General features: G+C 71.8%; 19 protein-coding genes. 8 read left to right on the plus strand and 11 right to left on the minus strand.

Translation table 11 applies throughout. The annotated features are described in order from the left end of the window. Window positions 1–34 precede the first annotated feature (34 nt). Both ARTHRO9V_RS11280 and rsmI read right to left on the minus strand, forming a co-directional pair. A complete protein-coding gene (locus tag ARTHRO9V_RS11280; RefSeq protein ID WP_082452609.1) occupies window positions 35–1,027 on the minus strand; it encodes an NADP-dependent oxidoreductase in 993 nt (330 codons plus the stop codon). 93 nt (window positions 1,028–1,120) lie between these two features. Then, the gene (gene rsmI, locus ARTHRO9V_RS11285; RefSeq protein ID WP_056048904.1) at window positions 1,121–1,948 is read right to left on the minus strand and encodes a 16S rRNA (cytidine(1402)-2'-O)-methyltransferase; all 828 of its coding nucleotides are present in this window, start codon (window positions 1,946–1,948) and stop codon (window positions 1,121–1,123) included. A 46-nt stretch (window positions 1,949–1,994) separates the two neighbouring features. Between rsmI and ARTHRO9V_RS11290 the strand changes: the two genes are divergently transcribed. The 4 genes from ARTHRO9V_RS11290 (at window position 1,995) to ARTHRO9V_RS11305 (ending at window position 6,751) form a co-directional block, all read left to right on the plus strand. Continuing rightward, the gene (locus tag ARTHRO9V_RS11290; protein ID WP_159827223.1) at window positions 1,995–3,734 is read left to right on the plus strand and encodes a dolichyl-phosphate-mannose--protein mannosyltransferase; all 1,740 of its coding nucleotides are present in this window, start codon (window positions 1,995–1,997) and stop codon (window positions 3,732–3,734) included. Between the two features lie 119 nt (window positions 3,735–3,853). Next, on the plus strand, window positions 3,854–5,146 hold the full coding sequence (locus tag ARTHRO9V_RS11295; RefSeq protein WP_056048907.1) for an O-acetylhomoserine aminocarboxypropyltransferase/cysteine synthase family protein: 1,293 nt from the start codon (window positions 3,854–3,856) through the stop codon (window positions 5,144–5,146). A 6-nt stretch (window positions 5,147–5,152) separates the two neighbouring features. After that, window positions 5,153–5,719 carry a CoA-binding protein gene (locus tag ARTHRO9V_RS11300; protein ID WP_056048910.1) on the plus strand — a complete coding sequence of 189 codons (567 nt, stop codon included), beginning with the start codon at window positions 5,153–5,155 and terminating at the stop codon, window positions 5,717–5,719. A 111-nt stretch (window positions 5,720–5,830) separates the two neighbouring features. Continuing rightward, on the plus strand, window positions 5,831–6,751 hold the full coding sequence (locus ARTHRO9V_RS11305) for a sulfurtransferase (protein WP_056048914.1): 921 nt from the start codon (window positions 5,831–5,833) through the stop codon (window positions 6,749–6,751). Window positions 6,752–6,854: 103 nt separating this feature from the next. Here the strand turns inward: ARTHRO9V_RS11305 and ARTHRO9V_RS11310 are convergent, their stop codons facing one another. The 9 genes from ARTHRO9V_RS11310 to ARTHRO9V_RS11350 form a co-directional block, all read right to left on the minus strand. After that, entirely contained in the window at window positions 6,855–8,813 is a 1,959-nt protein-coding gene (locus ARTHRO9V_RS11310; RefSeq protein ID WP_159827226.1) for a thioredoxin domain-containing protein, read from the minus strand. 17 nt (window positions 8,814–8,830) lie between these two features. Continuing rightward, window positions 8,831–10,015, minus strand: coding sequence for a bifunctional 2-methylcitrate synthase/citrate synthase (locus ARTHRO9V_RS11315; protein WP_056048917.1), 1,185 nt, complete (start codon window positions 10,013–10,015; stop codon window positions 8,831–8,833). An 85-nt stretch (window positions 10,016–10,100) separates the two neighbouring features. Beyond that, window positions 10,101–11,018 (minus strand): DMT family transporter, encoded by a 918-nt coding sequence (locus ARTHRO9V_RS11320; protein ID WP_159827229.1) that lies wholly within the window; start codon window positions 11,016–11,018, stop codon window positions 10,101–10,103. A 25-nt stretch (window positions 11,019–11,043) separates the two neighbouring features. Further along, window positions 11,044–12,153: a cell wall-binding repeat-containing protein gene (locus ARTHRO9V_RS11325; RefSeq protein ID WP_123571627.1), complete on the minus strand. Its 1,110-nt coding sequence runs from the start codon at window positions 12,151–12,153 to the stop codon at window positions 11,044–11,046. 139 nt (window positions 12,154–12,292) lie between these two features. Beyond that, complete coding sequence (locus ARTHRO9V_RS11330; protein ID WP_159827232.1) at window positions 12,293–13,900, minus strand: long-chain fatty acid--CoA ligase; 1,608 nt, start codon at window positions 13,898–13,900, stop codon at window positions 12,293–12,295. Between the two features lie 114 nt (window positions 13,901–14,014). Further along, window positions 14,015–14,941: a carbohydrate ABC transporter permease gene (locus ARTHRO9V_RS11335; RefSeq protein WP_236557036.1), complete on the minus strand. Its 927-nt coding sequence runs from the start codon at window positions 14,939–14,941 to the stop codon at window positions 14,015–14,017. Between the two features lie 13 nt (window positions 14,942–14,954). Continuing rightward, entirely contained in the window at window positions 14,955–15,866 is a 912-nt protein-coding gene (locus ARTHRO9V_RS11340; RefSeq protein WP_236557037.1) for a carbohydrate ABC transporter permease, read from the minus strand. Further along, a complete protein-coding gene (locus ARTHRO9V_RS11345) occupies window positions 15,866–17,158 on the minus strand; it encodes a sugar ABC transporter substrate-binding protein (RefSeq protein ID WP_159827235.1) in 1,293 nt (430 codons plus the stop codon). Before ARTHRO9V_RS11345 ends, ARTHRO9V_RS11340 begins: the two co-directional genes overlap by 1 nt. Before the next feature lie 112 nt (window positions 17,159–17,270). Continuing rightward, on the minus strand, window positions 17,271–18,290 hold the full coding sequence (locus ARTHRO9V_RS11350) for a phosphotransferase enzyme family protein (protein ID WP_159827238.1): 1,020 nt from the start codon (window positions 18,288–18,290) through the stop codon (window positions 17,271–17,273). Window positions 18,291–18,445: 155 nt separating this feature from the next. Between ARTHRO9V_RS11350 and hrpA the strand changes: the two genes are divergently transcribed. The 4 genes from hrpA (at window position 18,446) to ARTHRO9V_RS11370 (ending at window position 26,031) form a co-directional block, all read left to right on the plus strand. After that, window positions 18,446–22,339 carry an ATP-dependent RNA helicase HrpA gene (gene hrpA, locus ARTHRO9V_RS11355; protein WP_159827241.1) on the plus strand — a complete coding sequence of 1,298 codons (3,894 nt, stop codon included), beginning with the start codon at window positions 18,446–18,448 and terminating at the stop codon, window positions 22,337–22,339. A gap of 26 nt (window positions 22,340–22,365) precedes the next feature. After that, on the plus strand, window positions 22,366–23,427 hold the full coding sequence (locus ARTHRO9V_RS11360; RefSeq protein ID WP_056048930.1) for a LacI family DNA-binding transcriptional regulator: 1,062 nt from the start codon (window positions 22,366–22,368) through the stop codon (window positions 23,425–23,427). A 134-nt stretch (window positions 23,428–23,561) separates the two neighbouring features. Then, window positions 23,562–24,947, plus strand: a complete 1,386-nt coding sequence (locus ARTHRO9V_RS11365) for an extracellular solute-binding protein (protein WP_123571746.1) — start codon at window positions 23,562–23,564, stop codon at window positions 24,945–24,947. Between the two features lie 226 nt (window positions 24,948–25,173). Beyond that, the gene (locus ARTHRO9V_RS11370; RefSeq protein ID WP_043593482.1) at window positions 25,174–26,031 is read left to right on the plus strand and encodes a carbohydrate ABC transporter permease; all 858 of its coding nucleotides are present in this window, start codon (window positions 25,174–25,176) and stop codon (window positions 26,029–26,031) included. Window positions 26,032–26,064 lie beyond the last annotated feature (33 nt).

The following is a 26,064-nucleotide window of genomic DNA, read 5'->3' on the forward strand; positions in this document are numbered from 1 at the left end:
CCGGGGACGAGGAGGCGCGGGTCGCGTCGACCGGTCAGGTCGCGTCGTGCTCCTCGGTGCGGTCGTCGGAACCCGCCCGCTCGCCGGCGTGCTCGCCCGGGTACTCGACGACGTCCATGCCGAGCACGTACTTGCCCCGGGCGTGGCCGTCCTCGAGGTCGCGGTAGGCGTCCTTGACGTCGTCGAGGGGGAAGATCCCGTCGATCGGCACCATGATCTTGTTGGTCGAGATCAGCTCGAGCAGCTCGGACAGCACGGCCTGCGACGTCGCCTGGGCGCTGCCCTCGGCCTTGACGCCGTGCTGCTCGACGGCCGCGAAGTCGATGATCGTGTCGATGCGCTGCGGCGCGACGCCGAGCTCGAGGGCGTACCCGACGTTGCCCTGGCCGAAGCAGTCCACGAACGCGTCCACGCCCTGGGGGGCGGCCTCACGGATGCGGTCGACGACGCCGTCGCCGTACTCCACGGGCGTGACGCCGAGCTGCCGCAGGAAGTCGTGGTTGCGCTCGCTCGCGGTGCCGATCACGGTGAGCCCGCCCAGGACGGCGAGCTGCGACACCATCACGCCGACGCCGCCGGCCGCGGCCGAGACGACGATCGTGTCGCCCTCGGTGGCCTGCACGGCACGCAGCGCGGCGTAGGCGGTGGGTCCGGTCACGCTGATGCTGCCCGCGACCTCCCACGGCACGTTCTCGGGCTTCGCCACGAGTTCGTCGTGGTCGACGACGACGAACTCGGCGTGCGACGACCGGTTGGCCCACCCGACGACCTCGTCACCGACGGACCACTCGTCGACCCCCGCGCCGACCTCGTCGACCACGCCGGCGAAGTCGGTCCCCTGCCCCGACGGGAACGCCGCGGGGAACGCGTCGTGCATCAGTCCGGCGCGGATCGCCGCCTCACCGGGGTTCAGGCCCGCCGCCTTGACGGCGACCACGACCTGGCCGGCACCCGCCTCGGGCTTCGCCACCTGTTCGACCTTCAGCTCGTCGATGTCGCCGTACTGCTCGAAACGGACCGCCTTCATGTCGTACCTCCTGCTCGTGGTGGGCCGCGCCTCCTCCGGGCACGCGCCTCCTCCGAGCTTGCACCCGCCGGGCTGGGCGGGGTACGCCACGCCCTACGCGCGGGGCGGGCGGGCGGCGAGGGCGGCCTGGTAGAGGTCGCGCCTCGACAGACCCGTGGCGGCGGCCACGTCGGCGGTGGCCTCTTTGAGGCGGGTGCCGTCGGCGACCAGGGCCTGCACCTGCGCGAGCCCGGCGGCCAGGTCGACGACGCGTTCGGGGGCGCCCTCGACCACGATGCAGATCTCGCCCCGGACGCCCTCGGCCGCCCACTCGGCGAGCTCGGCCGCGCTGCCGCGGCGCACCTCTTCGTGCAGCTTCGTCAGCTCACGGCACACGACCACGCGGCGCGTGGCCCCGAGAGCGGTGACCAGGTCGCCGAGCGAGTCGGCCAGGCGGTGGGGCGACTCGAAGAACACCATGGTGCGGCGTTCGTCGGCGAGCGCCCCCAGCACGCGCAGACGGTCGCCCTGCTTGCGCGGCAGGAAGCCCTCGAAGCTGAAGCGGTCGGTGGGCAGTCCCGACACGGCGAGCGCGGTGAGCACCGCGGACGGGCCGGGGATCGCCGTGACGGTGACGCCCGCGGCGGCGGCGGCCTCGACGAGCGGGAACCCGGGGTCGCTGATGGCGGGCATGCCGGCGTCGGTGAGCACGACCACGTCGGAGGCGCGGGCCAGCTCGACGATCTCGCCCGCCTTCTCGCGCTCGTTGTGCTCGTGCAGGGCGATGAGGCGGGGCCGGTTCTCGACGCCCAGGGCACGCATCAGGTGGATCGCCGTGCGCGTGTCCTCCGCGGCGACGACCTCGGCGTTCGACAGCGTCTCGATCAGGCGGCGGCTGGCGTCGCCGAGGTTTCCGATGGGGGTGGCGGCGAGCACGATCACCCGCCCATTGTCCCCCGGCCCCGGACCGCCCACTTACGATGGCCCGATGACGACCGGGCCCGAGCGCGAATTCGACGCGCTCGTCGAGGCCGGCACCGCGCCTCCTGCCCGTCCGACGGCGGGCGAGCCGGGCCTCGCGTCGGCCGACCCGCTCACCGACCGGGTGATCGTCCCGCCCGTCGGCACCCCGGTCGACGACGCGACCGCGGCCCACGCCCGCGAGGCTCCCCCGACCCGGCTCGACGCCTGGTGGGGGCGCGTGCTGCGCACCCCGGTCAGGAGGCGCGTCTGGGCCTGGGCGGGCCCGCTCGCGGTCACGCTGCTGGCCGCGGTGCTGCGCCTGTGGCACCTGAACTCCCCCGCGACCCTCGTGTTCGACGAGACGTACTACGTCAAGGACGCCTGGTCGTTGTTCAACCTCGGCTACGAGGGGTCGTGGCCGGCCGACTACGACCCGACCTTCGCCGCGGGCGGGGTCGGAGGGTTCCTCGCGGCACCGTCGTTCGTGGCGCACCCGCCCCTCGGCAAGTGGCTGATCGGCCTCGGCATGGCGGCGGTCGGTCCCGAGAACCCGGCGAGCTGGCGCATCAGCACGGCCGTCGTGGGCATCCTCGCGGTCGCCCTGGTCGCGGTCATCGGGTCGTTGCTGCTGCGATCGACGCTGCTCGGCACGCTGGCGGGGTTCTTCCTGGCGATCGACGGGCACGCGATCGTCATGTCCCGGGTGGCCCTGCTCGACAACTTCGTCATGTTCTTCGGCCTGCTGGCCTTTGGGGCGGTGCTGCTCGACCGCCGGCAGAGCGCCCGCCGGCTCGAGGCCTGGCGGGCGAGGAGGCGCGGTGCCGGTCGCGACATCGCCTGGGGCCCCGCCCTGTGGGCGCGTCCCTGGCTGGTGACGGCCGGCCTCCTGTGCGGGCTGGCGACGGCCGTGAAGTGGAACGGCCTGTACTTCCTGGCGTTCTTCGCGGTCTACACGGTGGTCGTCGACATGGTGGCGCGCCGCCGGGCCGGCGTGGAGTTCTGGCTGTCGGGCACCCTGTTCAGGCAGGCACCGGTGAGCTTCCTGCTGACCGTGCCCGTCGCCGTGGTGGCCTACCTGGCGAGTTGGACCGGCTGGTTCGCGACGTCGGGCGGCTACTACCGCAGCTGGGTCGAGGACGGCGGCACGCGGTGGACGGGAGCCCTGGCGTGGGTGCCCGACGTGGTGCAGAATTTCTGGCACTACCAGGCGGGCGTCTACGGGTTCAACGTCGGCCTGCACACCCCGCACGCCTACCAGGCGAACCCGCTCACCTGGCTGCTGATGCTGCGACCGACGAGCATGTACTACCAGGGGTTCGACGAGGGCCAGGGCGGCTGCGACGTGGCCCGGTGCGGCGAGGCGATCACCTCGGTCGCGAACCCGCTGATCTGGTACGCCGCGGTCGCGGCCTGCTTCTACCTCGTCTACCGCGTCGGGCGGTACCGCGAGTGGCGGTACGGGGCGATCCTCGTCGGCGTCGCGGCGGCCTACCTGCCGTGGCTGGCGTTCACCGACCGGACGGTGTTCCAGTTCTACACGATCGCCTTCGAGCCCTACCTCGTGCTCGGCCTGGCCGCGGTGCTCGGCATCGTCCTCGGCCGACGCACCGACGACCGGTCCCGGCGGCTGAGCGGCATCGGCGTCACGGCGATCGTCGTCGTGGTCGCCGTCGCCGTGTCGGTCTTCTTCTACCCCCTGTGGACGGCGCAGCTGGAGGACTGGGAGTTCATCCGGCTGCACTACTGGATACCCAGCTGGAAGTAGGCGTCGGAGCCGCCTCCGGCCGACCGACGGCTCCTCCCCCGCAGGAGGCGCGGGTCGGCCGTGTTCCGCCGTGTGACGTCCCGGGTCCCCGCGTGACGACCAGCGGCTAGCGTGGGGGCATGGCAGATCGTGAGTACGGCTTCCGCACGCGGGCGATCCACGCGGGCAACATCCCGGACGCGGCGACGGGGGCACGGGCGCTGCCCATCTACCAGACCAGCGCCTTCGTGTTCGACGACACCGACGACGCCGCGGCGCGGTTCGCCCTGCAGAAGTACGGCAACATCTACAGCCGCCTCGCCAACCCGACCACCGCCTCCTTCGAGGAGCGCGTCGCCAGCCTCGAGGGCGGGCTCGGCGCCGTCGCGACGGCGAGCGGCCTCAGCGCCCAGTTCGTCACGTTCGCCTCGCTGGCCGGCGCGGGCGACCACATCGTCGCGAGCGCGAACCTCTACGGCGGGTCGATCACGCAGCTCGACGTCACCCTGCGTCGCTTCGGCGTCGAGACGACCTTCGTGCAGTCCTCCGACCCGGCGGACTACGCCGCCGCCATCCGTCCCGAGACGAAGCTGGTCTTCGTCGAGACGGTCGCGAACCCGTCCGGCGAGGTCGCCGACCTCGAGGGCCTGGCCGACGTGGCCCACTCGCACGGCCTGCCCCTGATCGTCGACTCGACCATCGCCACGCCCTACCTCAACCGTCCGATCGAGTGGGGTGCCGACGTCGTCGTGCACTCGGCCACGAAGTTCCTCGGCGGTCACGGCACCACGCTCGGCGGCGTCGTCGTCGAGTCCGGCCGCTTCGACTGGGACAGCGAGCGGTTCCCGCTCTTCGACCAGCCCGTGCCGAGCTACGGCGGGCTCAACTGGTCCGGCAACTTCGGCGAGTACGCCTTCCTAACCCGGTTGCGCGCCGAGCAGCTGCGCGACATCGGCCCGGCCCTCGCTCCCCACTCGGCTTTCCTGCTCGCCCAGGGGGTCGAGACCCTGCCGTTCCGCATGCAGGCCCACGTCGACAACGCCCGCCAGGTCGCCGAGTGGCTCGACGCCGACCCGCGCATCGAGCGCGTTCGCTGGGCCGGCCTGCCCGGGCACCCGCACCACGAGCGCGCGGCGAAGTACCTGCCGAAGGGCCCCGGCTCGGTCTTCACGTTCGAGCTGAAGGGCGGTCGTCCGGCCGGCAAGACCTTCATCGAGTCGGTCGAGCTCGCCAGCCACCTCGCCAACATCGGCGACGCGAAGACGCTCGTCATCCACCCGGGCTCGACCACCCACGCCCAGCTCAGCGAGCAGCAGCTCGTCGACGCGGGGGTGCTGCCTGGCTCGGTGCGCATCAGCGTCGGCATCGAAGACCCCGACGACATCATCCACGACCTCGACCAGGCGCTGGCCGCGGCGACGAAAGGCGAGTGACCCGACGTGACCGACACCGTCACCACGCAGCTGACCAACGGGCTGACCTGCGAGCTGCCCGCGTCGTCTCCCCTGGCCAAGCTGCTCAAGTCGCAGCGGACGTGGGTCGGCCCCACGGCCCGCGAGCGCCAGGCCATCCTGCGCTCGGCGAAGAGCGTCGCCGTCGTCGGTGCCTCGCCCAACCCGAGCCGGTCGAGCTCGTTCGTGGGCACCTACCTGCAGCAGTCGACCGACCTCCGCGTCTACTTCGTCAACCCCCGAGCCGACACCATCCTCGGCCAGAAGGCCTACCCCGACCTGGCCTCGCTGCCCGAGGTGCCCGACGTCGTCGACGTGTTCCGCAAGGCCTCCGACATCCGATCGGTCGTCGACGACGTGCTCGCGATCGGCGCGAAGACGATCTGGGTCCAGCTCGGCATCTACGACGAGGAGGCCGCCCGGTACGGCGAAGAACAGGGGCTCACCGTCGTCATGGACCGCTGCATGAAGGTCGAGCACGCCCGGTTCAACGGCGGGCTCAACCTGATGGGCTTCGACACCGGCGTCATCACCGCGAAGAAGGCCGGTCGCTGACACGACCGTCGGGGCGGGTCGCGGTTTCCCCGTTCGTCGAGGCGCACACGTTGTGACGCTTCATTGCGGACTCAGGGTCCGATGTCACCGGTCGGCGTTACCGTGGCCCGCATGGCACCCGTCCTCACCTCACCCGTCGTCTCGACACAGTGGTTGGCCGACCACCTCGGCGCCGACGACCTGACGATCGTCGACGCGACGGTGCTCGTCGACCTCGATCTCGACGTCGACCTCGACGTCGATCCGGGTCGCGGCGTCGGCCCGGGTCGTGGCGACGGCCCGGCGGCCCTCACCACGGGCCGCGACGGGTTCGAGCGAGACGGTCACGTCCCCGGGGCGGTCCTCGCCGACCTGCTCGTCGACTTCAGCGACCCCGGCTCCGACCTGCCCTTCACCCGGCCCGGGGTCGACCGTTTCCAGGCCGCGGCGGCCGCGCTGGGCGTCTCGAACGACAGCACGGTCGTCGTGTACGACACGGTCGACGGCCGCTGGGCGTCCCGCCTGTGGTGGCTGTTCCGCGCCTACGGGCACGACGCCGTGGCGGTGCTCGACGGCGGGTGGTCGCAGTGGCTCGCGCAGGGCAAGCCGTACGACCTCGGCGACGTCCTGCCGACGCCCGCCCCGTTCGTCGCGACCGAACGTCCCGACCACTGGGTCGACAAGGCCTTCGTCGAGTCCGTGGTGGCGGGCGACGAGAGAGCGGCGCTCGTCTCCGGTTCGCCCCGCGACGAGTTCGACGGCACGTCGAGCCCGTTCACCCGCGCCGGGCACATCCCCGGCAGCGTCAACGTACCGGCCGAGACGCTCCTCGCCGACGACGGCACGCTCGCCCGCGACCCGGTCCTCCGCGACCGCCTCGCCGTCGTGCCCGACGAACCGCGCACGGTCGTCTACTGCGCCTCGGGTGTGTCGGCCAGCGTCGACGCCCTCGCCTTCGCCGTCCTCGGCCGCTCGGACGTCGCGGTGTACGACGGTTCGCTCGCCGAGTGGGTCGCCGACCCGGCCGCACCGCTCGTGCCCGCCGCCGCCTGACGCCCCCGCCCGGCGCCCCGCACGGTTCACCCGCCGGGAGCCCCCGCCTGGCGCCCCTACCCGGTGCGTCGCCGGTGCCTGGGAGATCGACGCGGTCGTGTCGTCACCCCTCGAGCAGCAGTCCGTCGAGGTCGCCCACGGTCGTGACCGGCAGTCGGCAGACGAAGTCGCGGCAGAGGTACGCGGTGGGGACGCGCCCGGGGGCCGAGCGACCCGCGAACAACTCGAAGCCCGCGTGCTCGAAGGCGACCAGCGCCTCCTCGTCCAGCACGGCGACGACGCTGCCCGGGCGGACGACGCTCCGTGCCCGCCGGGCGAGGCCGTCGTCGGCGCGGTCCGTCGGGGACGGCTCGACCACGACCAGCTGCGTCAGCGGGGCCTCGAGCTCGACGAGCAGCCCGAAGGCGGCACCGTACGCGAGCGGGTTGTCGAGGGCCGAACCGGCCACCTCGGCGACGAGCCGTCCGGCCACCGACCGGTAGCGCGCCTCCCCGGTGAGCTGGTGGAGGGTGAGCGCGGCCGCCGCGACCGCACTGCGTCCCGACGGGTAGGCACCCTCGCTCGGGTCGCTCGACAGGGCAACGCCCTGCGAGACCAGCACGGGGTCGCCACCCGACGGGGCCGCGACGACCCGCGGGTCGGCGTCGTCGAGCAGGCAGGCGTCGACGAACGACCGCGCGGCGACGGCGTACCGGGCCTCGCCCGTCGCGAGCGAGAGGGCCAGCAGGCCGGACGCGAACAGGCCGTGGTCCTCGAGGGTCGCCACGGCGTCCGACACGGTCGACCCGACGGAGGCGCGCAGCAGACGACCGTCGTCGGTCACGTGACGCGAGAGCAGCAGGTCGGCCGCGCTGCGGGCGGTGCCCACCCAGTCGGGGCGACCGTGCCGTGACCCCGCCTCGGCGAGCGCCGCGATCGCGAGGCCGTTCCAGCCGGTGAGCATCTTGTCGTCGACGGGCGGCGGGTCGAGGGCCGCGCGACCCGCGGCGTCCCTCCGGTAGTAGCCGCCCTCGTCACGGACGCCGTCGATCGTGCTCTCGCTGTCCTGCGCCGAGCCGAAGGCCCCGTCGGCCGTGCGCAGTCGGGAACTCAGGAAATCGGCGACCCCGGCGGCGACCCGGACCGGATCCGAGCCGATCTCCTGAGTTGCCGACGTCGGCGCGGGGCCGGGGGCCGGGTCCGGGTCGAGCACCGAGAGCCGCGAGTAGGCCAGCAGCAGCTGCGCGTTGTCGTAGAGCATGCGCTCGTAGTGGGGTTCTGACCAGTCGCGTCGGACCGCGTACCGGAAGAACCCGCCCTCGACCGGGTCGCGCAGCGGCGACGCGGCCATGCGGGCGAGCGTCCGCGACACGAGTTCGAGCGCGCCGTCGTCCCCTCCCGCGCCGAGGGCGAGCAGCGCCAGCTGGGCCGGCGCCGTCGGGAACTTCGGGGCCCCGCCGAAGCCGCCGTGCTCGCGGTCCTCGTGGGCGACGAGCCGGGCGACGGCGTGGGCGAGCTCGGGCCGTCCCGGCAGGGCGACCCCGGCACCGGGACCAGGAGGCGCGGTGCCGGTGACCGACGCGGGCCCCGCAGCCAGCGCCTCCTGAACCGCCGACGCGGTCGCGTCGACCTCGGACCGCCTGGTGGTCCAGGCGTCGGTGACGGCGTCGAGCACCTGTCGGAACGACGGCCGACCCTGCACGGGCACGGGGGGGAAGTACGTGCCGGCGTAGAACGGCCGACCCTCGGGCGTGACGAAGACGGTCAGCGGCCAGCCGAGCCCCTCGGTGAAGGCCGAGGCGGCGGCCAGGTAGCTGGAGTCGACGTCGGGGTGCTCCTCGCGGTCGACCTTGACCGAGACGAAGCCCGCCGAGAGCTGGGCGGCGACCTCGGGGTCGGAGAAGCTCTCGCGCGCCATCACGTGGCACCAGTGGCAGGTCGAGTAGCCGATCGACACCATCACGGGCACGTCCCGCTCGACGGCCTCGACGAACGGCCCCGTCCCCCAGGCACGCCACTCGACGGGGTTGTCGGCGTGCGACCTGAGGTAGGGGCTGACGGCGTCTCGCAGCTGGTTCGGCATGCGGGCCACGGTAGGCGTCAGCGCGCGGGGACGTCCCTCAGGGGTGCGCCGTCGTACTCGCTCAAGGGGCGGATGAGGGAGTTGGCCTCGCGCTGCTCGATGACGTGGGCGCTCCAGCCGAGGACCCGCGACGCGACGAACAGCGGCGTGAAGACCGGCGTCTCGAACCCCATCAGGTGGTACGCCAGCCCGGACGGATAGTCGACGTTGGGCTTCAGGCCCTTGCGCTCGAACACCGTCGCGGCGACGACGTCGTAGGTCTCCTTGAGCCCGTCGACCCGGTCGTCGCCCCGCTCGCGGGCCCGGTCGACCAGACGGCCGAGGGCGTCCTCCATCGTGGGAACCCGGCTGTCGCCGTTCTTGTAGACCCGGTGTCCGAATCCCATGATCTTCTCCTTGCGCGCGAACGCCTCGTCGAGCCAGGCCACGGCCCCGTCGGCGGGGCCGACCCGGTCGAGCAGCTCGAGCGCGGCCTCGTTGGCGCCGCCGTGCAGCGGGCCCTTGAGCGCCCCGATCGCGCCGACGATCGAGGAGTGCAGGTCGGACAGCGTCGAGGCGACGACCCGGGCCGTGAAGGTGGAGGCGTTGAACGAGTGCTCGGCGTAGAGCGTCATCGAGGTGTCGAACGCGTCCACGTCGAGCGGGTCGGGCTCGCGGTCGAACACCTGGTGCAGGAAGTCGGCGCTGTAGCCGAGGTCGTCCCGCGGCGGAACCGGCGGCAGGTCGTGGCGGCGCCGCTGGTCGTAGGCGATCACGGCGGGCAGCACGGCGAAGAGGTGCGTGGCGAGTCGACGCGTGTCGGCGACGTCGTAGGCACCCGCACCCGTCGTGGGTTCGGGCCGGGCGGCGCCGATGGCGCTCACCGCGGTGCGGACGACGTCCATGGGGTGCGCCGAGGTGGGGATCAGGTCGATGAGGTGCTGCAGCCCGGGGGCCAGCGTGCGGTGCGAGCGCAGCTCGGCGTCGAAGTCGCGTCGCTCGTCGACGGTCGGCAGGTCGCCGTGCAGCAGCAGCCAGGCGACGTCCTCGACGTCCCGCTCGGCGGCGAGCTGCTGCACCGGGTAACCGCGATAGAGCAGCGAGTTGCTGGCCGCGTCGACCTTCGAGACCGCCGTCCGGTCGACCGTGACGCCGGCCAGGCCCTTGTGGATCTCGGGACCGTCGGAGGCGGCCGGGGCGGGTGCGGTGATGGTGTCGCTCATGTCACTCCTTCGTGATGAGGCGGGCCCGCCGGAGCGGGCCGGTCGTGTCGGGACGGGGCCGCGACACGATCGTCGAGGCTCCACTCTAGGTGGCGACCGCCTCGGGACGGGAGGGGCGGACGGGTCTCGTCAGCACGATCGAGACGACACCCGCCAGCACGAGGGCGAGGCCGATCCAGCCCGGCGGCTCGAGCCGCTCGCCCACCACGAGCACCGCCAGCAGGGTCGCGACGAACGGTTCGAGCAACGTCACGGTCGTCGCCCGAGAACTCGACACCGTGCGCAGGCCGTGGCCGAAGAGGAGGTAGGCGACGAACATCGGCCCGATCGCGAGATAGACCGTCGCCCCCACGGAGGCGCCCGACTGCAGCAACGGAGCCCCGGTCGCCAGCAACACCGGCAGCAGGAGCACCGCACCGAGGCCGAACTGGGCCGACACGGCCCCGCGCGACGGGTGGCCCTCGGCCATGAGCCGAGCCGCGGTGTAGGTGTACGTCGCGTAGGCGAGGCCCGCGAGGACGCCCAGGGCGATGCCGAGCGGGGCCGACCCGGGGGACGCCGCCGCGCCCGCCTGACCGTGCTGCCCGGTCGCCGCGAGCACTCCGACGCCCACGACGGCCAGTGCCGCACTCGCCACCCAGCGGGGCTCGAGGGGACGCCGCCGGCCGGGCGGGTCGAGCAGGCGTTCGAGCAGCGCCGCGAAGACGGGCGCCGTGCCGAGCGAGACCACGTTGCCCACGGCGACGCCGGCGAGCGACATGGACGAGTAGAACGCCAGCGGGTAGACCACGACGCCCAGTGCCCCCGGCACGAGCCAGCACCACGCCGCCGGGCCACCTCGTAGGGCTGCGCGCGTGGCGCGGGGGGCCGTGAGCGCCAGCAGCAGGCCGCCGACGCACATCGTCGCGGCGCCCGTGGCGAGCGGGCCGACGTCGCCGGGAAGAGAAGACGCCACCGTGCCCGTCGTGCCCCAGAGGAGCGCGGCGAGCACGATGGCGATCATCGTGCGAGGGTACCGACGGCGCGGGTCAGGTGCGCGGCGGGCCCGGGCAGTAGTTCAACGCGGCCGCGTTCTCGGAGACGGCCGCCGTGCCACCGATCGTGACGACCTTCTCGGACTCGAGGCCCGCGATGAGGTCCTCGGCGTAGTAGTTCGTGCAGCCGGGCGGGGTGAGGAGCACGGGCGACTTCTCGGCGCCGGCGACCGCGGCGATGGCGAGGGCGTCCGGGAAGTTCTGACCGGAGGCGAGGTACGCGGTGCCCGAGTCGTCGGTACGGGGGGTGTCGCCCTTCGCGTCGCTGAAGGCGAAGAACGAGACGAAGGCCGAGGTCTCGTAGCGGTCCTCGCCAGCCAGCAGCGCGACGTCGCCCGGGAACTGCGCGTCGAGATCCGCGAAGATCCCGTCGGAGACCGCCAGCGATCCGCCGACGACCGCCACCGTCTGGACGTTGAGGTCGTCGAGCAGGGTCGACGTGGCCTGGTCGAGATGTTCCGCCGAACCCGGAACGAGCACCACGGCGTCCGGCGCACCGGTCGAGTCGGTGCTGCCGGCACCGGCGGCGGCACTGGCGCTGATGGCGTCGGGGAAGTTCAGGCCCGTCGTGACGAAGGCGCGGTAGACGCCGGTCTCGGCGAAGAACGCGTCGACGACGGCCCGCGAGGTCGCGTAACGGTCGGCGCCCTGGACGCGATCGACCGTCGCCCCGGTGATCTTGCCGATCTGGGTGGCGACGGCGGGGGACACGGCGTTGACGCCACCGATGACGACGACGTTCCGCGGCTTGAGGGCGACGAGGCGGTCGGCCACCGACGACGGGAGGGCGTTCGGAGCCGTCAGCAGGAGCGGCGCCTCGATCAGCGCGGCGGCCGGAGCGGCGCTCAGCGCGTCGGGGAACTGCAGGCCGTTCGCGATGATGACCGTGCCGGCACCGTCGGGGTAGGCCCGGCCGGCGATGTCGGCGGCCGTCGCGAAACGGTCGGCGCCCTGGTAGCGGTCGAGGGCGGGGGCCGCCGCCGCGGAGGCGTCGGACCCGGTGAAGGAACCGGTGGCGGGTTCGGCGGTCGCCGCGGTGACGCCTGCCAGGCTCAGGGCGACGAGGCCGCCCACGGCGGCGGTGACGCCGAGGACTCGGGACATGGAAGGGTTCACGGGGGTCCTGTCAGATCGGGCTGAGGTTCTGCTGTGAGGCTAGAAGCCCGATCGTCCGCCCGGCAGCCCCCGTCCGGGCAGCCCCCGTCCTGGTGATCCCCGTCCGGGGGGTGCCCTCGTGACCCGGTCAGCGGGGCGCCGCGGCTCCCTCGCCGACCCCGGTGACGGCGGCCGAGAACCGGTCCACGAGTTCGCGCTTGAGCACCTTGCCGCTGGGGCCGAGCGGCAAGGCGTCGAGGACGTGGACCACGCGGGGGTACTTGTAGGCCGCGATCTCGTCGGCGACGAAGGCGACCAACTCGTCGGGGGTCGCCGTGGCCCCGTCACGGAGGACGACGGCCGCCTCGATCTCTTGCCCGTGGAGTTCGTGCGCCACGCCGAAGACGGCCGCCATCGTGACGTCGGGGTGCTGCGCGAGGACCTCTTCGACCTGCCGCGGGTACACGTTGTAGCCGTTGCGGATGATCATGTCCTTCGTGCGGTCGACGATCGTCAGGTAGCCGTCGTCGTCCTTCGTGCCGAGGTCGCCCGTGCGGAACCAGCCGTCGACGATCGCCTTCGCGGTGTCCTCGGGCCGGTCGAGGTAGCCGTTCATGAGGTTGTGCCCCCGGATGACGAGTTCACCGATCTCGCCGTGCGGCAGCAGCACGATCGAGTCCTCGACGTGCTGGTCGGCGATCTCGACGTCGACGCCCCAGATCGGCGTGCCGATGGTGCCGGGCCGCGGTGGCACCCCGACGTGGTTGAAGGTGGCGACGGGCGAGGTCTCGGTCAGCCCGTAGCCCTCGTGGATCGGGGCGTCGTACACCTGCTGGAACTTCTCGAGCACGGCGAGCGGCAGCGACGCCCCACCCGAGACGGCGTAGCGCAGCGGTGGGCGCGCCTCGCTGCGGGTGGCCGCGGCGATGAGGGCCATGTACATCGTGGGCACGCCCATGAACACCTCGCAGCCGTGCTCGACCATCGCGGCGAGCGCGGCGTCGCCGTCGAACTTCGGCAGCATGACGATCGTCGCGCCGACCCGGAACCCGGTGTTCATCGTGCAGGTCTGTCCGAAGGTGTGGAACAGCGGCAGGGCCCCGAGCAGCACGTCGCCGCGATGCATGTCGAACGTCGTCATCAGGTTGGTGTTGACCTGCTCGATCAGGGCGAGGTGAGACCCCTCGGCCCCCTTGGGCTGGCCCGTGGTGCCGCTCGTGTAGAGGATCGTGGCGGTGTCGAACGGGTCGCGGGGCACGTAGGTGTCGAGGGGTGCGGCGGCCGCGGCGAGGTCCTCGAGGCGGTCGGGCCCGTCGTCCTCCTGGCCGGCAGGAGGCGCGAGCACGGTCAGGACGTCGACCCCCGCGAGCTGCGCTCCCGCGCCTCCTTCACCGAGCAGCGGTGCGGCGCAGACGAGCAGGCGGGAGCCGCTGTCGCGCAGCACGTACTCGATCTCGTGTCGCTTGAGGAGGGCGTGGACGGGCACGGCCACCGCGCCGAGCGCGAGCGTCGCGTAGTAGACGCGAGGGAAGTCCGCGACGTTCGGGACGAGCATGGCGACCCGGTCCCCGGGGCCGACGCCCCGGGCGCGGAGGGCCCCGGCGTAGGCCAGGGTCTGCTGCCAGAGTTCGGCGTAGGTGGTCGAGGTGGGCCCGACGATGACGGCGACGTCGTCGGGGTACCGGCCGGCCGACTCGGCGAGGATGGCCGCGACCGATGCGGTGGCGTGGCCTCGGGGGCTGGGGGCTGATGACATCGTGTCTTCTCCGTCTCCGTTGACGTGCAGTTCGACGCGATCCTACGACGCCGTGCGGGGAAGCCGGCCCTCGTCGGGCCCGGGTCGGGCCCGGGTCCGAGCCGGCGGGCCCTGCTACCGCACCCCGCTCCGGACGAAGCCCTGCACGAAGAACCTCTGGAACGCGAGGAACAACGCGACCATGGGCAGCACCGAGATGACGGCGAGCGCCATGATGCCGTTGTAGTCCGGGTTGGTCTGGCCCTTCAGGTAGAGCAGCCCGACGGGCAGCGTGTAGAGGTCCGGGTCCTTGAGGGCGATCAACGGCCAGGCGAAGTCGTTCCAGCTGCCGAGCAGGGTGAGCAACACGAGCACCGCGACCAACGGACCGCTCAGCGGCAGGACGATGAGGGTGAAGACCCTGATCGGGCCGGCACCGTCGAGGCGGGCGGCCTCGATCAGCTCCTGCGGGATGCCGAGCATGAACTGGCGCGCGAGGAACACCCCGAACGCGGTGGCGGCCGACGGGAGGATCACCGCCCAGTAGGTGCCGTAGATCTCGAGCCCGTTCACCAGCCGGAACTGAGCGACCATGATCGCCTGCACCGGGATCATCAGGGTCGCGAGGAACACGAGGAACACCGCCGTGCGCCCGACGAAGCGGAGCTGTGCGAAGGCGTACCCGGCGAGCAGGCTCACGACGACCGTCAGCACGGTGACGAAGACCCCGATGACGATCGAGTTGCCGAACCACGCGCCCACGGGGTACCGCTCGAGCACCCGGGTGAAGTTCTCGAGGGTGACGGCGCTGGGCAGGAGGCGGAGGCCACGTCCGAAGACCTCGCCCCGCGGCGAGAACGCCACGACGAGCATCCACAGCAACGGGAACGCGACGACGACGGACGCCACGACGGCGACGACGGTACGGAGGACGACGAAGCCACCATGGCGACGTGGTCGCCTGCGCGGGGCACGGACGCCGGCGACGCGATCGGCGCCGCGGACGGTGCTCCGCGGCGCGCCGGCCGCGGGGACGTCGGCGACGGACTGGGGTGTGGTCACGTTCTGTTCCTCGTCATTCGGTGAGGTCGCGGGTGCGGTTGGTGCGCCACTGCACGACGGTGAACGCCAGCGTGACGACGAGGATCACGACGCCGAGCGCGGCGCCGTAGCCCTGTTCGCGGATCTGGAAGCCGTTGCGGTAGGCGTAGGTGCCCAGCACCGACGTGGAGTAGCCGGGGCCGCCGCCGGTGAGCACGAAGACGAGGTCGAAGACCTGGAACGACGCGATCACGTTGAGCACGAGCAGGAAGAACGTCGACGGCCCGACGAGCGGCACGGTGATCGAGCGGAACCGCTGCCAGGCACCGGCGCCGTCGAGCTCGGCCGCCTCGTAGAGCTCGGGTGAGACGGACTGGAGGCCCGCCAGGTAGATGATCATGTTGAGGCCGACGCGCAGCCAGATCATCGTGACGATGACCGAGACCATCGCGAACGCGCCGTCCGACTGCCAGGGCACGGCCCCGAGCCCGAGGGCGCGCAGCACCTTGTTGACGAGACCGTTCGCCTCGGTGAAGAGGATCACGGCGATCATCGCGCTGGCGACGCCCGAGACGACCATCGGCAACACGAGCAGCGTCCGCCAGGTCCGTCGACCGGGGAGCACCCCGTCGAGCAGGACCGCGAGCCCGAGTCCCACCGCCATCTCGACCGGCACGGTGACCACGGTGAAGAGCACCGTGTTGCCGAGCGTCTGCCAGAAGACGGGGTCGGCGACCATGCGGGCGTAGTTGGCGCCGCCGACCCACTCGGGGTCGCCGAAGCCGCGGGTCTCCTGGAACGACAGCTGCACGGCCCAGAGGATGGGGACGAGCAGGAACACCGACAACAGCACGAGGTTCGGCCCGATGAAGGCCCAGCCGACCAGGTTCTCCCGGAGGCGGGCGGCGCGTCGTCCCGGACGGCGCGCACCCGGCATCGCCGTCATCAGTCGGTGGCCTGGCCGACGGCCTCGTCCAGGGCGCTCAGGGTGTCGTCGACCGACTGCCCCTGGGTGAACGCCGCCTCGAGCTGGTCCTGCATCGCGACGGTGATCTCGGCCAGGTACGGCGAGGTCAACTGCTTGACGTCACTCGGCTGGATGGTCGTGGCCTGGTCGACGAACACCGGCATCACGTCGGGCCGCACGGCGAAGTCGATGGACGAGGCGTCGATGTCGGTCCGGGTCGGCAGCTCGTTGGTCGCGGCGCAGAACTCCGTCATCGCGTCGGCCGAGGCCATGAAGTTCAGGAACTCGGTCGCGAGCTCGCCCTGGTCGGTGTCGGCCGTCGCGACGAGGGCGTTGCCGCCGAGGTCGGTCGCCCCGCGCTCGTCGACCGGCATCGGCACGGCCGTCCAGTCGAAGTCGGTCGAGGCCAGCTCGGGCACCAGGAACGAGCCCACGAACGCCATCGCCGTCGTCTGTTCGCCGAACTCGGTGTCGGCGTACGTCGTCGACTTCACGCTGCTGCTCGGCGCCACCCACCCCTGCTCGAAGAAGGACTGGGTGAAGCCGAGCGCCTCTGCCGCCTCGGGCGAGTCGATCTCGCTCGTCGTCCCGTCGTCGGCGAGCAGGGCGCCACCGGCCTGGAACAACCAGCTGAGCCAGCGCGGTGTGCCACCCTGCTGCCAGTTCACCCCGAACGGGTACTGGTCGGCGGGGAGGCTCGCGCGGAGCTTCGTCGCGACCTCGCCGAACTCGTCCCACGTCCACGCGTCCGCCTGGCTCGTCGGCAGGTCGGTGACGCCGGCGGCGGCGAGCAGCTCGGTGTTGACGAGCAGCGCCGAGACGTCGGTCTGGTGCGGCACGCCGTAGGGGGCGCCCTCGTACGAGACGGCCTCGAGCATGGCGGGCTGGAAGGAGTCCTCGTCGTCGATCCGGCCCGTGAGGTCGAGCAACTGACGCTGGCTCGAGTACACGCCGAGGTTGCCGTAGTCGACCCGGAAGACGTCGGGGGCGTCGCCCGTCGAGAGCTGCGCGTCGATGTTCGAGAACATCTGGTCGTAGGGCACGACGTTGAGGTCGACCGTCGCGCCGTCGTGCTCGCTCTCGAACTGGGCGACGAGCTTCTCGAACGAGTCCTGCTCGGATTCGCTGGCCCAGGTCGTGAAGGTGAGGGTGCCGTCGGCGGCGTCGTCGGAACCGCCGGTGAAACCGCTGCAGCCGGAGAGGCCGGCGGCGAGGGCGAGGGACGCCGCAGCGGCGGCGGTGGTGCGTCGGGTCGTGCGTCGGGTCGTCATGTGGGTCTCCTGGCGTCGGTGCGGTCGTGATCGGTGCTGGGGTGCTCGATGCGGTGCGGTGCGGATCGGTGCTGTGGAGGGTGCGTTCGCGTCTCGACGAGACGGGCGACCGTCACGACGCGGTCAGGCGTGCCTCGACCAACGACACGAGGCCGTGTGGCCCGAGCAGGGCGTCGAGACCGGCTTGTACCCCGGCCCTGTCGCCGTCGTGCTGCGCAGAGTTTGCTCCCTCGAGCGCCAGGACGACCGCCGTGACGTCTTCGAGTGCGCGGACGCAGCCGAACCGGGTGATGCGGTCGTGGTCGGGCACCACGTCGTCGCCGTAGCCGGTGCGGAACGCCGCCCGGTGCTCGGGCTCGACGGGCAGCCCGGGCAGCACGCCGAGCTCGACGAGCACGAGGTCGACCTCGCGTGGGGCGACGGTGGCCTCGTCGAGGTCGATGAGCCAGGGGCGGCCCTCGGGATCGACCACGACGTTGCCGAGGTGGGGATCGCCGTGACAGGAGACCCGGGCGGTCGCGCCCCGCGCCTCCTTCAGTCGGAGCGCGGTCGTCTCGAGGAGCCGGAGACGGTCGCGGTGGGCGTGCCAGAGATCGGCCAGCCAGGGGTCGACCCCCGGGGCCCGAGCGGCGCCGACGAAGCGGGCGTCGAGGTCGCGGAGGCGCACGCGGGCCCGACGGCCCGTGCGCTTGACGCCGTGGCGCAGCGGCGCGACGGACGACGGAGGCGGTTGGTCGTGCACCCGGCGGACGACGGCGCCCAGCTCGGCCCACTGCGCGAGGTCGAGGCCGCGCGCGTCCTCGGCGGCGTCGTCGCCGAGGACCCACGGTGAGACCGACACGAGGAGCCCACCGCGCTCGACCCAGTGGTGGCCGGCGAGGGTCGGCAGCGGTGCGACGACGCCCGACCCCGGGCCGAGCACCGCGGCGAGGGCCAGCCCGAACCGGCAGTCGCGCCGGGTGGCCTTCACCGCCCACTCGTCGCCGGCCCGGTCGCGCACCTGCCAGACCGCGGCATCGGGGTCGAGCCCGCCGACGATCATCGTCTCGTCGACGGCGTGGAGGCCCCAGTCGCCGAGCGCCGGAGGGCGGCGGGACGACAGCGACGGGAGCGTCGAGGACGGGGCGGACACGCGGCCATCATCGTCCGCACCACCGACATCGGTCCGTGGGAGCCGAGCGGTACTCGTTTCCCGGACAGCCCCCGGCGACCACGACGAGCGGAGGGACCCCGACGGCGAACCCCCGTCGCCCGGTCCGGCCCCGGGCGGCTTACGATGGAGGGCTCATGATCCCCACCATCACGTATCCCGCCGAGCTGCCGGTCAGCCAGAGGCGCGACGACATCGCCGCGGCGATCCGTGACAACCAGGTCGTCATCGTCGCGGGCGCCACCGGTTCGGGCAAGACGACCCAGCTGCCCAAGATCTGCCTCGAGCTCGGCCGGACCAAGATCGGCCACACCCAGCCGCGCCGCATCGCGGCCCGCACCATCAGCGAGCGCATCGCCGAAGAACTCGGCGACGAGGTCGGCGGCGTGGTCGGCTACCAGGTGCGGTTCACCGACAAGGTCGGTGCCGACACGCAGATCAAGCTGATGACCGACGGCATCCTGCTGAACGAGATCCACTTCGACCGCGAGCTCGAGCGCTACGACACGATCATCATCGACGAGGCCCACGAGCGCAGCCTGACCATCGACTTCCTGCTCGGGTACCTCAAGCAGCTGTTGCCCCGCCGCCCCGACCTCAAGCTCATCATCACGAGCGCCACGATCGATCCCGAGTCGTTCTCGAAGCACTTCGGCGACGCGCCCATCGTCGAGGTCTCGGGTCGCACCTACCCGGTCGAGGTCCGCTACCGACCGCTCGTGGCCGACGACACCACGAGTGACGACGACGGCGACCTCGACGACGACGACCGCCCCGCGGGTCGCCAGGGCGACCGTCAGGAGGCGCGGGCCGGCGACCGCAGGCAGCGCGCCGACGACAAGGACTACCTGCAGGGCATCAACGAGGCCCTCGACGAACTCGCCCGCGAGTCGAGCGGCGACGTCCTCGTCTTCCTCAGCGGAGAGAACGAGATCCGTGACGCCGAGGAGAGCATCCGCGGCCGCAACCTGCCGTTCACCGAGGTGCTGCCGCTGTACGGCCGGTTGAGCGCCGCCGACCAGCACCGGGTCTTCCAGCCCAGCACGACCGCGGGCACCCGGCGCCGCATCGTCCTCGCGACCAACGTCGCCGAGACCAGCCTCACCGTGCCCGGCATCAAGTACGTGATCGACGCCGGCACGGCCCGCATCAGCCGCTACTCGACCCGGGCCAAGGTGCAGCGCCTGCCGATCGAGGCCATCTCGCAGGCGAGCGCCAACCAGCGGTCGGGCCGCTCCGGTCGCACGAGCAGCGGCATCGCGATCCGCCTCTACAGCGAGACCGACTTCGAGAAGCGTCCCGAGTTCACCGAGCCCGAGATCCTGAGGACCAACCTCGCCGCGGTCATCCTGCAGATGATCTCCCTGAACCTCGGCGACATCGCCGCCTTCCCCTTCCTCCAGCCGCCCGACTCGCGCGGCATCAAGGACGGACTCGACCTGCTGCGCGAGCTCGGCGCCGTCACCCAGGGCGGCCAGATCACCCGGGTCGGCAAGCAGCTCACGCGACTGCCGATCGATCCGCGCCTCGCCCGCATGGTGGTCGAGTCCAAGACGCAGGGCACGACGCGCGAGGTGCTCGCCATCGTCTCGGCCCTGAGCATCCAGGACCCCCGCGAGCGGCCCCTCGAGCGGCGTGCCCAGGCCGACGAGAAGCACTCGCGCTTCCGCGACCCCAAGGGCGACTTCCTCACGCTGCTCAACCTGTTCGAGTACCTCGAGGACAAGCAGAAGGAGCTCAGCGGCAACGCCTTCAAGCGTCTGTGCCGCGACGAGTTCCTCAACTACCTGCGCATCCGCGAGTGGCAGGACGTCTACCGCCAGCTCAGCCGCGCGGCCAGGCCCCTCGGGCTGCACATCGGCGAGCGCAGCGCGAACCCCGACGGCGTCCACCGCAGCCTGCTGGCCGGCCTGCTCAGCCAGATCGGCCTGTTCGACCCGCAGAAGAAGGACTTCGTCGGCGCGCGCCAGACGAGGTTCCTGATCTTCCCGGGCAGCAGCCTCGCGAAGAAGCCGCCGGCGGCCGTGATGACCGCCGAACTCGTCGAGACCAGTCGCCTGTTCGCCCGCGTCGCCGGCTCGATCGACCCGGCGTGGGCCGAACCGCTGGCGCCCGACCTGGTCAAGCGCAGCTACGGCGAACCCCACTGGGAGAAGAAGCAGGGCGCCGTCGTCGCCTACGAGCGCGTCACGCTCTACGGGGTGCCGATCGTCGAGCGACGACGCATCCAGTTCTCGCGCATCGACCCGGCCTACGCCCGCGAGCTGTTCATCCGGCACGCGCTGGTCGAGGGCGACTGGGAGGGGCACCAGGCCTTCGAGCAGAAGAACCGGCAGCTCATCCGCGAGCTGACCGAGGTCGAAGAGAGGACGCGTCGCCGCGACATCCTGGTCGACGGCGACGCCGCGTTCGAGTTCTTCCAGCGGCGCATCCCGGCCGACGTCGCGAGCATGCGCGACTTCGAGGGCTGGTGGCGCAAGGCCAAGGTCGACACGCCCGACCTGCTCACCATGACCGCCGCCGACCTGCTCGGGGACGACGAACCCGACGTCGACGAACAGGGTTTCCCGAGCACGTGGCAGCAGGGCGACCAGACGTTGACCCTGCGCTACAAGTTCGAGCCGGGGGCCGACGACGACGGCGTGACCGTGATCGTTCCGCTGCCGCTGCTGCCGCGCCTCCGTCCGGTCGGCTTCGACTGGCAGGTGCCGGGGTTGCGCGACGAGCTCGTCACGTCGCTCATCAAGTCGCTGCCGAAGCAGATCCGCAAGAACGTGGTGCCCGCCGCCGACTGGGCGTCGAAGATCACGGACGAGCTGCCCGACGCACCTCCGGCCGACGTCGACGAGCCGTTCACGGCGACCGTGGCCGCGGCGATCAAGAAGCTCACCTACACGCCCGTCTCGACCGACGACTTCGACCTGCACCGCGTGCCCGCGCACTTGCGGGTCACGTACGCCGTGGTCGACGAGCGGGGCCGCACGGTCGGGGCCGACAAAGATCTCGACGCGCTCCAGCACCGGCTGCGCGACGCCACGCGCGACAGCGTCGCGCGCGTCACGCAGGGCGGCGGGCGCGACGAGCGCGGCCGTGGCCGGGGTCGCGGACGAGGAGGCGCGGGGGGCGACGCCACGCCCGTCACGCCTCGCCCCACGAGCTCGATCGAGCGCGAGGGCCTGACGTCGTGGGACTTCGACGAGCTCCCCGCGGTCGTCGACACCCGCCACGGCGACACCGTGATCCGGGCCTACCCGGCGTTGGTCGACCACGGCGACTCGGTCTCGATCACGTTGATGGCGACGCCCGCCGACCAGGCCCTGGCGACGCCGAAGGGCGTGCGGCGCCTGCTGATGCTGGCGACCCCGTCGCCCTTGGCCTACGTGCAGCAGCACCTGACGAGCGCCGAGAAGCTCATCCTCGCGACGAGCCCGTACCAGAACACGTCGGCGCTCTTCGCGGACTGTCTCGTGGCCGTCGTCGACGACGTGCTGTTCCGCGTCAAGCCCGACGGCATGGTCATGACGAAGAAGGAGTTCCTCTCGACCCGCGACCGGGTCTCAGGGGCCGTGATGGACCAGATGTTCCAGACCGTCTCGCTCGTCGCCCGCACGCTGACCGCCGCCCGCGACGCCGACAAGGCCCTGAAGGGTGCGACCTCGATGACCCTGCTCGCGGCGCTGACCGACATGCGGCAGCAGCGGGATCGCCTGATCCGTCCGGGCTTCGTGTCGCAGACCGGGCTCCAGCAGCTCCAGCGCGTGCCGGTGTACCTCGTGGGCATCACGAAGCGCACGGCGAAACTGCTCGAGAACCCCGGGCGGGACCGCGTCTGGCTCAGCGAGGTGCAGCAGGCGACCGAGCTGTACGAGGCCGCGGGCGGGACGTTCCCGCCCGCCGACACCGCGCCTCCTGCGCTCGTCCGCGCCCGGTGGATGATCGAGGAGTTCCGCCTCAGCCTGTTCGCACAAGACCTGCGGCCGAGCGAGAGCGTCTCGCTGCAGCGCATCGTCAAGGTGCTCGCCTCCGCCTGAGCGCCTGCCGCCACTAGCCTGAACGCATGCGCGCGACGGTGAAGGACGTGGCGGCACTCGCCGGGGTGTCGCCGAAGACCGTCTCCAACGTGATCAACGGCGTCGTCTTCGTCCGGCCCGACACCCGCACCCGGGTCGAGAGCGCACTGGCGGAACTCGACTACGTGCCGAACCTCAGCGCGCGTGGCCTGCGCACCGGGCGCACCGGGTCGATCGCCCTGGCGTTCCCCGACCTGAGCACCCCGTACAGCGCCGAGATGACGCACTGGTTCGTCGAACAGGCGCACGAGCGCGGCTGGTCGATCCAGCTCGAGCAGACCGGCTCGCGGCCCGAGCGCGAGGGCGAGCTGCTCTCGCGCGGCAAGGAACACCTCGTCGACGGCCTCGTCCTCAACCCGATCACGCTCGACGCCAGCGCCCTGTCGTCCGCCGGCAGCGGCTCCGGCACCGGCTCCGGCTCCGGCTCCGGCTCGGGGGCCACCGACTCGCTGCCGCCCGTGGTCGTCATCGGCGAGGTCGAGCAGACCCTCGTCGACCAGGTGCGGGTCGACAGCGTCGCCGCGGCCCGCGACATGACGGCCCACCTGATCGCCGCCGGACACCGCCGCATCGCGACCCTCGGCGACTCGGCCGGCGAGTTCGACACGGCCACGGCCCGCGCCCGCACCCGCGGCTTCGAGCAGGCCATGGCCGAGGCCGGGCTGCCCCTCGACCACGCCCTGCAGTACTCGTGCCCGGAGTGGACCTCGGCCGACGCCTTCTCGGTCGTCCGGGCGGCCGTCGAGCGCGGCGACCGGCCCGACGCGATCTTCTGCTTCACCGACTCGCTCGCCATCGGCGCCGTCAGCGCGCTGACGTCGGCGGGCCTGCGGGTCCCCGACGACGTCGCGGTCGCCGGTTTCGACGACATCGTCGACGGGAGGTTCTCCGTGCCGCCGCTGACGACCGTCACCTTCGACAAGCGCCTCTTCGTCGACCGCACCCTCGAACTGCTCGCGGCCCGCATCGCCGACCGGCAGGGCGCGGCCGAACTCGTGATCGTCCCCCACGAGATCGTCGTGCGCGCCAGCACCCGCGGCCGCGCCTGACACCACGAGAGGGGCACGACGCCAGAAGAGAGCCTGGCGCTGTGGCCCTGTCCTGGCGGTGTGCCGGAAACCTCTTGCGCATCCGTTACAACGATGGAATAGTCGCTTTCGTCACGCATCACGAAGGAGTGAAGATGACCGAGAACCATCGGACGACCCCGGCACCGCGTCCGGGCACCACCGCCGGCACCGCCACCCCCCGCGGCCTCAGCCGCCGCAGCATGTTGCTCGGCTCGGCCGCCCTCGTCGGCGGGGCGTTCGTCGCCACGGGCCTCTCGGGCTGTGCGCCCGGGGCGGTCACCGGCTCGGGCACGGACGTCGCGCAGCTGAAGTTCTGGCACCTGCTCAGCGGCGGTGACGGCATCAAGATGTCGGCGCTGATCGACCAGGCCAACGAGCAGAACCCGGGGTTCCACGCGACGCAGACCGTGCTCGCCTGGGGCACGCCGTACTACACGAAGCTCGCCATGGCCTCGGCCGGCGGTCGCGCACCGGACGTCGCGATCATGCACGCCTCGCGCGTGCCCGGCTACGCCCCCGGCGGCCTGCTCGACCCGTGGGACGTCGAGAAGCTCGCGTCGTACGGCGTCCGCGAAGAGGACTTCGCCGAGGCCGTGTGGAAGAAGGGCTTCAACGGCGGCGACCTGTACTCGGTCGCCCTCGACTCGCACCCGTTCATCCTGTTGTACAACACCGACATCGCCGCCCAGGCGGGTGCCCTCGGCCCCGACGGCAAGCTCGTCGAGATCACCAGCCCCGAGCAGTTCCTCGAGGTCGCGAACGCCATGCAGCAGGTGACCGGCAAGCACGGCGCCTCGTGGGGCTACCTCAACGACGGCGCGCAGCTGTGGCGCATGTTCTACACGTTCTACAAGCAGCAGGGCGCCGACATGGTGCTGAAGGAGGGCGGCACGGTCGAGTACGACGAGCAGGCCGCCGTCACCGCGCTCCAGTTCATGCAGCAGCTCACCGACGGCACGGCGATGGCCACGGCCAGCGACATCCAGTCGGGCATCGCCGAGTTCGTCAGCGGCGAGAGCGGCATGCTCTTCACCGGCGTGTGGGAGGTCCCGAGCGCCGAGAACGCGGGCATCCCGTTCGACGGCAGCATCATCCCGACGCTCTTCGGCACGCCGGCCGTCTACGCCGACTCGCACGCGTTCGTGCTGCCGAGGCAGAGCGAGGTCGACGACGTCAAGCGCGAGGACGTCTACAAGATGGTCTCGACCATCCTGAAGGACTCCATCTCCTGGGCCGCGGCCGGGCACATCCCGGCCTACCTGCCGATCGTCGAGAGCCCCGAGTACGCCGAGCTGCGGCCGCAGGCGAACTACGCCGAGGCGGCGGACTACCTGAACTACGACCCGCCCGCCTGGTTCACCGGCTCGGGCTCGGACTTCCAGACGTACTTCCTCGACTCGATCCAGTCCGTGATCCTCGCCAAGGACGACGCGGCCGACGGCATGCGTCGGTTCGTCGCGCGAGTCAACACGCAGCTGTCGCGGCCGGCTCCGGTGTGACCGTCGTGCCCTCCCCCACGCCGACACGACATCGCCGCCCCGTCCGCCCGACACCGCCTTCCTCCCCCTCCGCACGACCCGACCATCACGACGACGAAGGAGTCGATCTGTGACCTCCACCACGGTCAAGGCCCCCCGGGCCACCGCCGAGCGCGCGCGGTCCGACGCCCGCGCGACCGACCGCAGCCGCGCCTCCCGCAAGCGGACCGGCCCCTCCGACAACCGCATCGGCTGGGGCTTCGCCGCTCCGTTCACCGTGCTCTTCGCGGTGTTCCTGGTCTGGCCGCTGCTCCACGGCTTCTACCTGAGCTTCACCGGCCAGAGCCTGACCGGCCAGGGCGGCGAGCTGATCGGCGTCGCCAACTACGCCGAGGCCTTCGCCGACGGCGACATGTGGCGTTCGATGCTCAACACGCTGTGGTTCACGGTGCTCAGCACGATCCCGCTCGTCGTCGTGGCGCTCGTGCTCGCCATCCTCGTCAACACCGGTCTGCCGGGTCAGTGGCTCTGGCGGCTGAGCTTCTTCCTGCCGTACCTGCTCGCCTCGACGGTCGTCTCGCTGTTCTGGATCCAGCTCTACAGCCCGACCCTCGGCCCGATCAACAACGTGCTCGGCACGCTGGGACTGCCGCAACCCGCCTGGCTGCAGGACCCCGACACCGCCATGATCGCCGTGGTCGCGACCACCGTCTGGTGGACGGTCGGCTTCAACTTCCTGCTGTACCTCGCCGCCCTGCAGAACATCCCCGACCAGCAGTACGAGGCCGCGTCGCTCGACGGCGCCGGACGCTGGCGGTCGCTGCTGTCGATCACCATCCCGCAGCTCGGCCCGACCACCGGCCTGATCGTCATCCTCCAGGTGCTCGCCTCGCTGAAGGTCTTCGACCAGATCTACCAGATGACCACCGGCGGACCGGCGGGCAGCACCCGCTCGGCCGTGCAGTACATCTTCGACACCGGCTTCACCGGCTACCGCTTCGGCTACTCGTCGGCGATCTCGTACATCTTCTTCGCGGTCATCGTCGTCATCTCGATCGCGCAGTTCAGCATCACGGCCCGCAACCGCAAGGGAGCCCAGAAATGACCGCCCCCGCCCTCGCCCCCACGTCCGACCTGC

Source organism: Frigoribacterium sp. 9N, assembly GCF_902506305.1.
Lineage (GTDB): Bacteria > Actinomycetota > Actinomycetes > Actinomycetales > Microbacteriaceae > Frigoribacterium.